General features: G+C 32.1%; 14 protein-coding genes. 9 read left to right on the top strand and 5 right to left on the bottom strand.

Going from position 1 to position 13,201, the window contains the following annotated elements; all coding sequences use genetic code 11:
* Positions 1-16 precede the first annotated feature (16 nt).
* Positions 17-1,228: an OmpA family protein gene (locus IEV72_RS02750; protein ID WP_188457557.1), complete on the top strand. Its 1,212-nt coding sequence runs from the start codon at positions 17-19 to the stop codon at positions 1,226-1,228.
* Between the two features lie 2 nt (positions 1,229-1,230).
* Here IEV72_RS02750 and IEV72_RS02745 read toward each other — a convergent pair whose 3' ends face one another.
* A complete protein-coding gene (locus IEV72_RS02745) occupies positions 1,231-1,725 on the bottom strand; it encodes a YkgJ family cysteine cluster protein (RefSeq protein ID WP_188457556.1) in 495 nt (164 codons plus the stop codon).
* Positions 1,726-1,760: 35 nt separating this feature from the next.
* Here IEV72_RS02745 and IEV72_RS02740 point away from each other — a divergent pair, with 35 nt between their 5' ends.
* From IEV72_RS02740 to IEV72_RS02715, 6 genes are all read left to right on the top strand, one after another.
* A complete protein-coding gene (locus tag IEV72_RS02740) occupies positions 1,761-2,474 on the top strand; it encodes a class I SAM-dependent methyltransferase (protein ID WP_188457555.1) in 714 nt (237 codons plus the stop codon).
* Between the two features lies 1 nt (position 2,475).
* Positions 2,476-2,901: a tRNA (adenosine(37)-N6)-threonylcarbamoyltransferase complex ATPase subunit type 1 TsaE gene (tsaE, locus tag IEV72_RS02735; RefSeq protein ID WP_188457554.1), complete on the top strand. Its 426-nt coding sequence runs from the start codon at positions 2,476-2,478 to the stop codon at positions 2,899-2,901.
* Between the two features lie 55 nt (positions 2,902-2,956).
* The gene (locus tag IEV72_RS02730) at positions 2,957-4,156 is read left to right on the top strand and encodes an alanine dehydrogenase (protein ID WP_188457553.1); all 1,200 of its coding nucleotides are present in this window, start codon (positions 2,957-2,959) and stop codon (positions 4,154-4,156) included.
* A gap of 79 nt (positions 4,157-4,235) precedes the next feature.
* The gene (locus IEV72_RS02725; RefSeq protein ID WP_188457552.1) at positions 4,236-4,613 is read left to right on the top strand and encodes a DUF4258 domain-containing protein; all 378 of its coding nucleotides are present in this window, start codon (positions 4,236-4,238) and stop codon (positions 4,611-4,613) included.
* 80 nt (positions 4,614-4,693) lie between these two features.
* On the top strand, positions 4,694-6,130 hold the full coding sequence (locus IEV72_RS02720; RefSeq protein ID WP_188457551.1) for an MltF family protein: 1,437 nt from the start codon (positions 4,694-4,696) through the stop codon (positions 6,128-6,130).
* A 119-nt stretch (positions 6,131-6,249) separates the two neighbouring features.
* On the top strand, positions 6,250-7,998 hold the full coding sequence (locus tag IEV72_RS02715) for an agmatine deiminase family protein (RefSeq protein ID WP_188457550.1): 1,749 nt from the start codon (positions 6,250-6,252) through the stop codon (positions 7,996-7,998).
* 46 nt (positions 7,999-8,044) lie between these two features.
* On the opposite strand, the gene IEV72_RS02710 is transcribed toward IEV72_RS02715, so the two are convergent.
* The 3 genes from IEV72_RS02710 to IEV72_RS02700 are packed head-to-tail and all read right to left on the bottom strand — an operon-like array spanning position 8,045 to position 10,323.
* Complete coding sequence (locus IEV72_RS02710) at positions 8,045-8,539, bottom strand: TrmH family RNA methyltransferase (protein ID WP_188457549.1); 495 nt, start codon at positions 8,537-8,539, stop codon at positions 8,045-8,047.
* 2 nt (positions 8,540-8,541) lie between these two features.
* On the bottom strand, positions 8,542-9,105 hold the full coding sequence (locus IEV72_RS02705) for a hypothetical protein (RefSeq protein WP_188457548.1): 564 nt from the start codon (positions 9,103-9,105) through the stop codon (positions 8,542-8,544).
* An 18-nt stretch (positions 9,106-9,123) separates the two neighbouring features.
* Positions 9,124-10,323 (bottom strand): putative outer membrane beta-barrel protein, encoded by a 1,200-nt coding sequence (locus tag IEV72_RS02700; RefSeq protein WP_188457547.1) that lies wholly within the window; start codon positions 10,321-10,323, stop codon positions 9,124-9,126.
* Between the two features lie 162 nt (positions 10,324-10,485).
* Between IEV72_RS02700 and IEV72_RS02695 the strand changes: the two genes are divergently transcribed.
* Both IEV72_RS02695 and IEV72_RS02690 read left to right on the top strand, forming a co-directional pair.
* A complete protein-coding gene (locus IEV72_RS02695; RefSeq protein ID WP_188457546.1) occupies positions 10,486-11,391 on the top strand; it encodes a tyrosine-type recombinase/integrase in 906 nt (301 codons plus the stop codon).
* A 276-nt stretch (positions 11,392-11,667) separates the two neighbouring features.
* The gene (locus IEV72_RS02690) at positions 11,668-12,492 is read left to right on the top strand and encodes an endonuclease/exonuclease/phosphatase family protein (RefSeq protein WP_188457545.1); all 825 of its coding nucleotides are present in this window, start codon (positions 11,668-11,670) and stop codon (positions 12,490-12,492) included.
* Between the two features lie 35 nt (positions 12,493-12,527).
* Here the strand turns inward: IEV72_RS02690 and IEV72_RS02685 are convergent, their stop codons facing one another.
* Positions 12,528-13,154, bottom strand: a complete 627-nt coding sequence (locus IEV72_RS02685; RefSeq protein WP_188457544.1) for a phage integrase SAM-like domain and Arm DNA-binding domain-containing protein — start codon at positions 13,152-13,154, stop codon at positions 12,528-12,530.
* Positions 13,155-13,201 lie beyond the last annotated feature (47 nt).

Genomic DNA, 13,201 nt, shown 5'->3' with positions numbered 1-13,201 from the left:
ATTAGAAATTTACAAAATGAAATTGGAAAAAATTATTTGGTTAAGTTTTTGTCTTTTGCTCTTTGCAAGTAATTACGGACAAACATCAGAAGGTGAAATTGTTATTTCTGAAGAAAAAATACAACAACTCGCTAACAAGCTTTACGAGCTTAAATTGAAGCGAAATCCAATAGAAAACACCATCACGAAAATTAATGATGAAGAATTAATAATCAGACGTTTAAACAATATTATTAAAACTGACACTTTAGATGTTAAAACACTCACCTATTTGATTGAAAATATATTGACTTCAACTGAAAAAGAAGAAGTTTCTTCTATAACAATCGATAGTTTAAACACAAGTCAATCTGATGTAAAAACAAAAACTACTAGAAGTATTAACAATGAAAAAACTTCCGAAACCAATCAAATTTTAGAAAGGTTGAGTTTTATTGAGAATCAATTGAAAGAGCTTAAATTTCAAAATAGCGAGCCAGTAATTGTTGAACAAAGCAGCGATAACACAACAAATGAAGAAGTTGTTGTTAAGAAATGGAAAGACAGAAATACCTCTAAAATATTAGCCCTACAAATTTTACAACAAAATGCATTAAGTAAAACCAATTCAAAATTAGACAGCTTATTGCAACTAAATGGAGCTTCGAGAAAAGACAGTTTAACCAAAAGGCAAACAGAAGTAACAAAAACAAATGCACCACAAAATAACAAAGAAATTGAATCGCTTAAAAACCAAATTTATTTATTGCATGCTAAACTAGATCGGGTTTTAGACGATAAAATAGAAAAAGATGCGGTTGAAAAAGTTGAAACTGCTTCCACCCTATCTGATACCGTTTATGCTGATAAAACCAAAGAAATAGATTCCGCTCAAGAAGCCTACGAAGCTAGAAAACGCAAATACGGTAGCTATTTTGAACAGATTTTCTTTGAAAACAACAGTACCAAAGTTAAAGAAGAATACCAAAATTTGATTTCCAATTTAGTTCAGCAATTGAATAATGAAACTAAAATTGATGTGCTGATTGCTGGATACGCTAGTAAAACAGGCAATGAAGATTATAATCAGCAAATATCTATGCAGCGAGCTTTGGCTTTAAAAATGAAATTAATGCAAGAAGGCATTGCTCCTGAACGAATACTTACCGATTATCGCGGCATAGACTACGATGCACAAAATTTAGCTGAAGCCAGAAGATTGGATATTAAATATGTAGTTAGAAAATAGATTTAAACCTTTACACTAGCTTTCATTTTCTCTACAATTTCAAAGGCTGCTGGGCAAATTGCCACATTTTTTAAGGTTAAATGCGATATTTGATGAAACTTTTTTCGATCTGTATGCGGGAATTCAGCACAGGCTTTAGGTCTTACTTCGTAAATTAAACATTTGTTGTCTTCTGCAAGAAATGAACAAGGTAAACTTTTTAAAACTAAATCATTTTCTTCATCTACTTGTAGATATTTATTTTCGAAATCTTTGGGTTTCATCTTCAAGAATTTGGCAATTCTATCTACATCTTTTCCAGTAAAAAGCGGACCTGTTGTTTTACAGCAATTGGCACATTCTAAGCAGTTTATTTCATTAAACGTCTCTTCATGCAAATCTTGCATAATCAAGTCTAAATTTTTAGGTGATTTCTTTCGTAACTTCGCGAAAAATTTTTTGTTGGCTTTGCGTTCTTTACTAGCTTTATCCGGTAAATTGTTCAATATATCTTGCATGTTGCAAAGATACAACAAGGCTTTAATTGTGAAACATGAATATTAAAAATGATGTTTTTGGAAATGCCATTGCAGATTATTTTGCTGCTCCAAATTCAGCTAAAATAACCGTACATTCTCCCGACTTTGAAGATGATGAAATTCCTGTTTCTTATCTTTTTAGACATTTTTCTGAAATGCCTAAAATAGAACAAAAAGCGCTTCAATTATGCAAAGGAAAAACACTTGATGTAGGTTGTGGAGCAGGTTCGCATAGCTTGTATTTACAAAAACAAGACTTGAATATCACTTCAATAGATACTTCATCTAAAGCCATACAAACCTGCTTAAAACGTGGAATTAAGCAAGCAAATATTATTGATTTTTTTAAATTAGAATTACAAAAATTTGACACTTTGCTTTTTTTAATGAATGGAATTGGCATTGTTGGAAAATTAGAAAATATGAATTCGTTTTTCGAAAAAATCAAAGAAGTTTTGAATCCCAATGGACAAGTTTTATTAGATTCTTCAGACTTGATGTATTTATATGAAGATGCAGAAGAAAATGTAAAAGATAGTCCGATTTATTATGGCGAAATGGAATACCAAACCAGTTACTTATCCTTTAAATCGAAACCCTTTAATTGGTTGTACATCGATTTTGAATCTTTAGCATTTTTAGCCGATTTACATGGTTTTAAAGCTGAAAAAATAATGAATGGTCCACATTACGATTATCTAGCAAGGATAACTTTTAATACAGATTAATATGAAAGATTTTAACATAACCTACACTTTAGAGAATTTACAAGAAGTAGCCCAAAAATGCATAGCAAATGCAGAATTTAAAAGCATGCTTTTCTATGGTGAAATGGGAGTTGGCAAAACTACATTAATCAAAGAAATAGTGAAACTACTTGGCAGTAAAGACGATGTGAGCAGCCCAACTTTTTCAATTGTAAACCAATACGAAACCGAAAACAATTCAATTTATCACTTTGATTTTTACCGCATTAACCACGAAGAAGAAGTCTATGATATTGGTTTCGAAGATTACTTTCAAAATACAAATGATTGGCAATTGATGGAATGGCCAGAGTTAATTCCGAATCTGTTACCCGAGCAATACACAAAAATTGTAATCAGTTTAGTATCAGCAGAAAAAAGAGCTTTGCAGCTAACAAATTGCAAATAAAGTTTGCCATGCTTAAAAATTCTTCTAAATTTAGCTTCGTTTATAACTATTCAAAATGAATAAACCCACAACTCCTTTTAGTAAAAGTGAATTATTACCACAGGAAGAAACCTTAGAAATTGAACGAATAAAAGGAGAATTGTTTATCGGTTTACCTAAAGAAACGGCGTATCAAGAAAAACGAGTTTGTTTAACGCCCGATGCCGTAAGCGCGTTAACTGCCAACGGACATCGTGTTTTAATTGAAAGTGGTGCCGGAAATCACGCTAATTTTACAGATCAAGAATACAGCGAAGCAGGTGCAGAAATTACAAAAGAAACGGCCAAAGTTTTTTCCTGCCCTATGATTTTAAAAGTTTCGCCACCAACGGTAGATGAAGTTAAGATGATTAATCCAAGATCGGTTTTAATTTCAACTTTACAATTAAAAACCCGTTCCAAAAGTTATTTTCAACAATTGGGTGAAAAACGCATTACAGCACTTGCATTTGAATTTATAAAAGATCCGTTTGGAAGTTATCCCGCAGTAGAAGCTTTAAGTGAAATTGCAGGACAATCTGCTGTTTTAATTGCATCAGAACTCATGGCAAATACTTCAAACGGGAATGGTTTAATGTTTGGAAACATCAGCGGTGTTCCGCCAACTGAAGTTGTAATTATAGGTGCCGGAACCGTTGGTTTTTATGCCGCTAAATCAGCAATTGGTTTAGGTGCTAATGTAAAGGTTTTTGATAGTTCAATTACCAAATTGAGAAAAATCCAAAAAGAATTACAGTCCAGTTTATACACTTCTACCCTACAGCCTAAAAATTTAATAAAAGCTTTAAAAAGAGCAGACGTCCTAATTGGTGCTGTTCGCGGAAAAAATAGATCGCCGATTATTATCACCGAAAATATGGTAGAAAAAATGAAACGCAATTCGGTTATTATTGATGTGAGCATAGATATGGGTGGTTGTGTTGAAACTTCAGAAATTACTACACACGACCAGCCAACGCAAACCAAACATGGCGTTATTCATTATGGAGTGCCAAATATTCCATCCCGATACGCAAGATCGGCTTCCATATCAATAAGTAATATTTTTACGCCTTATTTACTGCATATTGGTGAAGAAGGTGGTTTGGAAAATACGCTTCGTTTTGATTCTGGCTTACGAAATGGTTTGTATTGCTATCATGGCGTAACTACCAACAAATCTGTGGCAGATTGGTTTGATTTGTCTTACCGGGATCCAAACTTATTGATATTTTAAGCCAGATTCAATTTTAATTCTTCTTGAATAAGTATTTTTGCCCACTTACGGAAAATCTCCAGAAATTTAATTCATTAAAATGAAATTTGTACATCGTCTTGCCTATTATTCCTTTGGATTGGTTATTGGTATTGTTTTTTTACTTTTTTTCTTATCCGGGAAAAAAACTTCTTGCAACTACGGTTTAGATGCTAGAGTGAAGAAAAATATCAGAATTAAGGAACGTCAAATTTCAGAAGAAGCACTTCGCCAATTTCAAGATACGCAAATTGATACAGCTAGTATTTCTGCGCTACTAAGCAATGGAAATGTGGATTTTAAGAAAAGTAATACCAAGCTGGATTCTTGTAAAGTCTATTACATTGAAGGCAGCTATAAAAAGGAGAACCTAGCCATGTTGTTTGAAAATTGTGACTCTATTGCACGCGTTCAAAAGCTAACTGTAATTGATGAATAGATAGTTAAAGTGAACCGAATAACTTAAGTGTTTCATATCGAGTTGTACTTTTTTTGTATATTGAAATCCAAATTCAATATATGAGGTATTATTACTTAATTATTATCGGAATTTTATTCAGTTGTTCTCCATCACCAACTTCAGAAACAAATGAAGCCAATCTTGCAGAAAATCAATATAAATCTATAACATTAGATTTAGAAGGAATAAAAAAACGCGGCAAATTAAGAGCCCTAACTACCTATAGCGGAACTTCTTACTTTCTATACAAAGGCAAAGCAATGGGCTTTGAATACGAATTATTGGAGCGACTTTGTAAAAAATTAGACGTTGGATTAGAAATGGTTATTGCCCAAGATGAAAATGAATTGATTGAAATGTTAGATCGTGGTGAAGGAGATTTAATTGCCTACGGTTACACTATTTTAAACGAAAGAAAAAATAAAATAAACTTTACAGAACCTTTGTATTTGGCTAATCAGGTTCTTGTACAAAGAAAGCCAGCAAATTGGAGAAGAATGAAATTGCATCAGATTAAAGAGCAAATGATAACTGATCCAATTCAACTTATAGATGATACGGTTTCAGTAAAAAAGAACTCTTCTTATGCCGCCCGACTTGAAAATTTGAATCAAGAATTAGGTGGAAATATTGTTATAGATACCATTGCAGGAACTTTAACCACAGAAGAAATTATTAAAAAAGTAGCAGATGGCGAATTAAAATACACGGTAGTAGATCAAAATATAGGATACATCAATGCTAGCTTCTACCCTATTTTAGATGTGTCTACTAAAATCAGTTTTTCTCAACAAATTGCTTGGGGAGTTAGAAAAAGTTCTCCAGAATTACTTGCTGAAGTAAATGAATGGATTAGAGATTTCACCAAAACCGTAGATTATCATGTTATTTACAACAAATACTATAAAAACAAGAGACGTTATAAGGCAAGAGTAAAAAGTGAATTTTATAGCATAAGCGATAATAAAATTAGTCCTTATGATGATTTGATTAAAAAATATGCTGAAGAAATTGGATGGGATTGGCGTTTAGTAGCATCCATTGCTTATCAAGAATCTCAATTTAAACCCCAATCTGAATCTTGGGCTGGTGCACAAGGACTCATGCAAATTATGCCAGCTACAGCAGAAGCTTTAAATATTGTAGATCCAAGTGACCCTAATGAAAGCTTGCGTGGTGGTTCAGCTTACTTACAAGAAGTTTGGGGAAAACATGAAGATATTACCGATTCTATACAACGCATTAAATTTACCTTAGCTTCATATAATTGTGGTTATGCTCATTTAAAAGATGCTCAACGTATTGCAAAACGTAAAAATTTAAGTCCAAATATTTGGGATGATAATGTAGAGCTTGCCATTTTAGATTTAGCAAGTCCAGAATATTACAATAGTAAAGGAATTAGATATGGCTATGTGCGCGGAACAGAACCTTACAATTATGTAAGACAAATTTTTGACCGCTATGACCATTACAAGACCTTTATTAAAAGATAATTTAACCTATTATTTGATAATGCGTACCTAACTTTTTTAAAAACCTTCATCTTAAAAGCTAATTTATTAGTTTTACAATTAATTTACATATAGAAGTGAGCCACTCAATAAATTACCTTATGAAACAATCTTTTTCTTTCTTACTATTAATTTTTCTTTTCTCCTTCACCATACAGACAAAGGCACAACAACTAGAAAAAGTATTGCCTAAAGGAACTAGCGATGAAGAAAAAAGTTTAATTTCAGATTTTCAGTTTAAAAGCAATACGGCGAGTTCTGCACCAAGTTCACCAGTTAGAACTGCTGCTGAATGGGAAGAAATTGAATATTTAGTTATACGTTGGACTAATTCATTTCAAAATATTCTTTTGCAAATTGTTGAAGCTGCTGTTCAAGAATGCAAAGTATTGATTACTACACAAAATCAGAGTTTGGTTTCATCTTATCTATCTTCAAATGGTATAGATATGTCTCAAGTTGAATTTTTAGATACCCCAAGCAATTCAATTTGGATTAGAGATTATGCTGGAAATACAGTATATACTAACGATGTAGGAGATTTAGCATTGGTAGATTGGATTTACAACCGCCCAAGACCAGATGACAACGAAATGCCTGTAGCTCATGCTAATTTTACCAACGTACCGCTTTTTAGGACCAATTCGGGTACAGATGATTTGGTAAATACTGGAGGTAATTTTATGTCTGATGGCATGGGTACTGCTTTTGCATCTAAATTAATATTAGAAGAAAATCAAGTTGGTAATCCGTATGGTGTTACTTCGAAAACAGCATCTGAGATTGATGACATTATGTTTGAATATCAAGGAATTACCAATTATATTAAATTTGACCAAACACCTTTCGATCCGATTGATCATATTGATATGCACATGAAACTATTGGATGAACAAACCATTTTGGTGAGTAAATATCCAGACGGAATTGCTGATGGTCCGCAAATTGAAGCGAATATTAATTACCTTACTTCCAATTTTCAAACTCCCTTTGGTACAGATTACAAAATTGAGTGGATTGATGCCCCACCAAGTACTTCAGGATTATATCCAGATACGGGCGGATATTATAGAACTTATACCAATTCTGTTTTTGTAAATGAAACAGTGATTGTTCCTACTTACAGACCAGAAGTAGATGTAGATGCACTTGCACTTTATGAAGAATTATTACCAGGATATAATATTGTAGGTATTGATGTAGATAATTCAGAAGAGCTTTTAATTGCACTAAGTGGAGCAATACATTGTATAACGCACAGCATCGGAGTTTCTGATCCACTTTTAATCATTCACGAACCTGTTGAAGAAGCGAATACCAATTTAGCTATTCCAGTAAATGCTTCTATTAAACACAATTCAGACATTAGCGAAGCAAAAGTGTTTTGGAGAGAAACGGGTGATACCGATTTTGAAGAAACACCTATGAGTTTTAATACAGATGATAATTGGGCTACTACTTTATCTGTGCCTTCAAGTGCTTCGACTATAGAATATTATATTTGGGCTGAAGCCAATTCGGGCAAAACCATGACTAGACCCATGGTAGCTCCAGAGGGATTTTGGACATTTGATATCGCCAATCTATCTCTTGAAGATTGGGCTGAAAAAAATATAATTGGCCCTTATCCTAATCCTGCTAAAAACAAAGTTTCGTTTAAGCTGAAAGCCATTTCTGGTGAAGTAGATATTGAAGTACACAATTTGCAAGGTCAAAAGCTATTTGAAAATACAATTCAAAATGCTGATGGAAAAATCACGCTAAACCTAAAGCCTGAATGGTCGGGGACTTTGCTTGTTTCTTTTTCTGGTGAATTTGGTAGAATAATTAAAAAAGTAATAAAAATTTAGTTCAGATACCTAAACCTTATTTTCATTATTTATATTCGGTTTAATTTCATTTTGTCATTTCATAAAGACTGATTCCTAAAGCTTGAGCAACATTTATACTTGAGTTTTTACCAAATTGATTGATGTGTATTGCTTGCTGGCAAATAGACAATGCATCTTCGGGTATTCCAGTATTTTCGTTGCCTAAAATGAGTAGTGTTTTTTCAAAATGCTTCATGCTTTGTAAAGAAACACTGTTCTTTGTTAGTTCTAATGCTAGTATATGAAAATTCATTTCCTTCAAATTTTGTATTTCATCTTCAAGAGAATCAATCACTTTAAATTGAATATTTTCATTTGAATTTCTAGCAGTTCTTTTAAAACGATTGCTCTCTAGAAAAGAAGCATTATTTTTTGAAAGTAAAATTTGTTTTACTCCAAATGCTTCAGCATTTCTAGAAATCATTCCTAAATTGGCAGGACTGGAAATAAAGGTACAAGAAACTATAATTTGTTTTTTGTGTTTTGCTAGCGGAGTATTATTGTGTTCAAGTTGTTGCATTGTTATTTAGTAAATCTAAAACTCTCTAGAAATCGCTCTGCTTGCCTATCAATTTTGCCGAAATAATACATGTAATATACACGGTTATTCCTTATAACTGCTTTGCCTTCTGCTTTGGCAGTTGGTATCTGTTTAGCTAATTTGGGATTTGGTTGATAAGAAAAAAACAAAGCCTTGGAACCTTGCAATTTTGTTTGATTGATAAATCCAGGAACAAAATCAGCTTCATATAAAAAGTTATCAATATCAGATTTTACAATCTCTAGAAGTTCTTCAGTAGTATATTCAGAAACTATTTTTTCATCCAATTCAAAATATTCAACAGAAAAAACCTTGTAATCTCCAAATGTTGATCTTATTAAATGAAACTCTTGAATTAAATCACTTTCTTCATCTATTTTTCGATTAGAAATATGATGAAAAGGTTTGCTTGGATATGCAGCAACAAATTTGCCCATTCTTGAAGCATATTCACCATCGGTAGTTTTAAATAAATCCTTAGAGGCTTGATCGTTGCACCCAAGCAGCAAAAAAACAAATATGTATATTGGTATGAATGTCTTCATTACTGTGACTATAAAAAATTACATGAATCGATAACTGAAAATTAAAGCTAAACTACGATAGTCTGAATTTCTTGAAACGTATTTGGTGAGTAAGTCTCTGTTAATTTGATACCGCAATTCTAAACTCATTGTCTCATTAAACTTGAAGCCTGCTCCTACTAATGGATTAAGAGCTGACTTGATATCTAGAATAGCTTCTATATTTCCAGTTATTTCAGAATTAAAATCAATATCTTGAGACAGGCCTAAGTTGATAAAAATGGGCTGACTTTTGTTTAAAAACATATAATACCTCACTCCAAAATTAAGTTCTATAGACTGGTAATCTACTTCTCGGTAGGAATCTAAAAAATCTGGTTCCACACTTACTCTTGATGAGTAATACTGGTATGCCGGTTCAAAAATCAGAGACCATTTTTTATTGTTGAAGGGCAAAATATATTCAACTTCAAGACCTAGTCTAAAAGTGTATTCAGCATCGAATTCGGTTTTACTTTTTACATTTCTACCCGATTCAGTGCTTAGACTTGCCATTTGTACACCTGGATTTATTGAAACAAAAAACGCCTTTTTAGCTTTCTTTGCAACATAATTTTTATTTGAAACTTCAAAACATGAATTGTAATTGCTTACCAGTTTAACCAAAGTTTTTTGTCTGTATTTTATATTTTTTAAAGAATACTTTTTTAGATTTTCACAATCTAATTTTAGTAACAGTTGTTGCCTAAATCTGTTGTTTTCTAAAATTTCACTGTTGTTATTTACATATTTTTTATAAACCAATTGTTCGATACCACTTTCGCTAGTTTCAATAAAGTATCTAATAAGTTTATCGCTAGAAAATTTATATAAATTAGCTTCACCTTCAACTAAGGTTTTTAAGAATAGATGTTTGCTTTCGAAATTAGCTGGTTTTTCTTTGCTTAATTTTTCAATTCGATGCTCTGAAACATCAATTTGAACCAGACTTGATTTGTATTTTGAAGCATTAAATATTTCAAAAAGAAGTACACTTTCGGGAAATATTTTTTGTTCTACACTATTTTCATCTTTTTTGAAAATGAAGTAGTTTGGATTAAAATTCCAATCATAATCCTTTATTAATCCATGTATTGTGTCCTGTTTTTTGTTTACAAAATAGGCTTCTTTAAATAAGTTTTGACCAAAAATACTTGGTGCTGAAAAAACAAAAAGTAAAAAAATGATAAGTTTTTGCATACAGATAAATTGGCTAGTAAAAATAATATTTTACCCTGAAATGAAACGTTTAGCAATTAAAAATATATAAATGATTTTGAGTGATTATTATTCCTTTTTCTTGTTAGAATTTTTATGTAGCTGAAAATATTTACTATCATTAGCAATTTACATATCAAATTAATGAAGCAAAAAAAATTATCTATTATTGAAAGAGCCTTTGAAATTAAAGGATTCGAAGATATTTACAACTTATTAAATCAAGATTTTACAATTTCAGGAAAAGCCAGAAGTACTTTTAAAAATTATATTAATTGTGTAGCACAAGTTGCATTATTTTTTGAAGTTTCCCCAGAAAAACTGAGTCAGAAACAGATAAATGATTTTCTATTTTATTGCAAAAACGCACATGCATCGCCTTCAGAAAGTTTTTTTAAGCATGTAATATATGGTTTAAGAGCCATGTATAAATTAATTGATGAGAATTCTATTTCAATTCATCTCCCCATAATAAAGCAAAATAGAAGTCTGCCAGTGGTATTAAATCATCAAGAAGTAAAGCAACTTATAGCTTCACCTAAGTGTCTTCGAAAACGTTTAATTATAGCTTGCTTATATGGTTGTGGCTTACGAAGCTACGAGTTGTGTAACTTAAAATTAGCTCATGTAGACTTTATGCGAAAATGCGTTTTAATTACCAAACAAAAAGGAAAACTTGACCGCTATGTTCCTTTAGGTGAAATGCTTTCTCGTGGTTTACAAAAATACATACAGCTTTATGAACCTGAAGAATTTTTATTTAATAGTGGGGAAATTAATACAGAAGTAGCAAAACCAATAACTACGGGAGCTATACATCGTATTATTTTTAAAAGCAAGAATAATGTAAAAACTTCTAAAAAAATAACCGCTCATGTTCTCAGGCATACTTACGCTACACATTTATTGGAGTCTGGTTTAAATATCATTGCGTTAAAAGAGCTTTTGGGTCACGCTAGAATAGAGTCCACGTTAATATATTTACACGTAACTGATTCTGGAAGTTCTAAAAAAATTAGTCCTTTAGATAAACTTTATAGTGCAATTTAATCTAAGTTCTTCTTAAGCCATTAGTTCTTAGTTATTCGCTTTTAGGTTCGCTTTTAGATTCATAATACCACACGAAAGGATTCGTGCGGTAGCAGGGTATATTCGTTCATTGTTTTTATGAGTTCGGTGACAATGAACAGCCTATTGTTGTGAACAGTGATACAATTTATTTAGATGTAAATTGCTCATAGAGTTTTGTTTAAATAGGTTTGCTTTGCAAAAAACAACATTGATTTACGAAGTAGATAAAAATTAGGGATAATCATAACTTATCAAATGAAGAGAAAACTTTATTCAAATAGAAGCATAATTTTAATTGTTTTCATTTGCTTTTGGGCCAGCATCAGCATTGCCCAAATTAAACTTAGTAGCTGGAATATACAACATATGGGCAAATCCAAAAATGATGAACGCATTGCTTATATGGCCGATTTACTAAAGGATTTTGATGTTGTTGCTTTACAAGAAGTAGTCGCTGGGCCTGGTGGATCAAAAGCTGTTGCTCGATTAGCAGATAAACTAAATAGAAAAGGAGCGAAGTGGGATTATACAATTAGTAATCCTACACAAAGTTCACCTTACGGTAGCGAGCGCTATGCCTATTTGTGGAAAACGAGTACAATTCAAATTATAGGTAAGGCCTGGTTAGATCAAAACTTTGTGAATGAAATTGAACGAGAACCCTTTTTGATGCGCATTCAATATAAAGGTGAAGTGGTTACCTTGGTTAGTTTTCATGCGGTGCCTAAGGGTAAACAGCCAGAAACAGAAATTAAGTATTTTAAACAATACCCTAAATTATATCCTGATGACCAATTGATTTTCCTTGGTGATTTTAATGTTCCTACTTCGCATAGTGTTTTTAATCCTTTGAAAAAGATGAATTATCTCCCTGTAATGGCTCAGCAAAAAACGTCTTTAAGAACCAAATGCATACAAAATGATTGCTTGGCTTCATCTTATGATCACATCTTCTTGAATCCTGAAATAATTCAAGTTTTAGATTGTGGAGTACTTCATTTTTACTTGGATTTTAATGATTTAAAAGAAGCTAGGCGTATTTCAGACCATATTCCTGTTTGGTTTGAAGTTGATTTTTAGAAATGGGGTTTTAGCTATTAGCTTTTAGATTTATATTACCGAAAGGATTCGTGCGGTAGCGATGGGATTAACTCTAAGGTATGTGCGAAGTTCATCAATTTCTTTAAACGCTCCATGTGTTTCATTAAACCGTTATTATTTAGTCCTGGCTGTTTTCGGAGGTAGGATTCGAACTCAATGCACATTTTATAGTCTAATTCTTTTACATAAATATTAGAGCGCTTTTTAAGTCTTAAAAAATCCTTGAAATATTTCTTGGTTGTTTTGTAATTTTTGAGTGTTCCATATGCTAAAACATCTTCCATTTTCGCATCATGGTAATCGAATAAACCTAACATGGTTTCTTCAATTGCTTCTTCGTTGGTGAACTCGTTTTTAAAATTCTCGAGTGAAAAAAATCTATTGGTTCGTTCAAATTCGAGTAGAATTTGCTCAATCTTATCTATTGCTTCGTAAATTTTCTGATTGATGTGTTTAGCTTCAGGCGATCTGCCCAAAGCTCTAAAAGATTCGTTGCACCATAAATCTATAGGTACTCTTGTGTTTAAACTGATTTCTTTTCGTCTAGATCCGAGTTTAGCTCTGAGGTACAAAGGAGCTGTGTTGTCGATTGTTTTAGAAAGTCTAATCCAAAATAAGTAAGAAAAATTGCTAGTTTTCATCGTGATTGCAATTAAATGAGACAAACATTTAAAAACAATCTGCATTA

The sequence above is a fragment of the Psychroflexus planctonicus genome (assembly GCF_014640195.1).
GTDB lineage: Bacteria > Bacteroidota > Bacteroidia > Flavobacteriales > Flavobacteriaceae > Psychroflexus > Psychroflexus planctonicus.
This window is presented reverse-complemented; position numbering and strand designations above follow the sequence as displayed.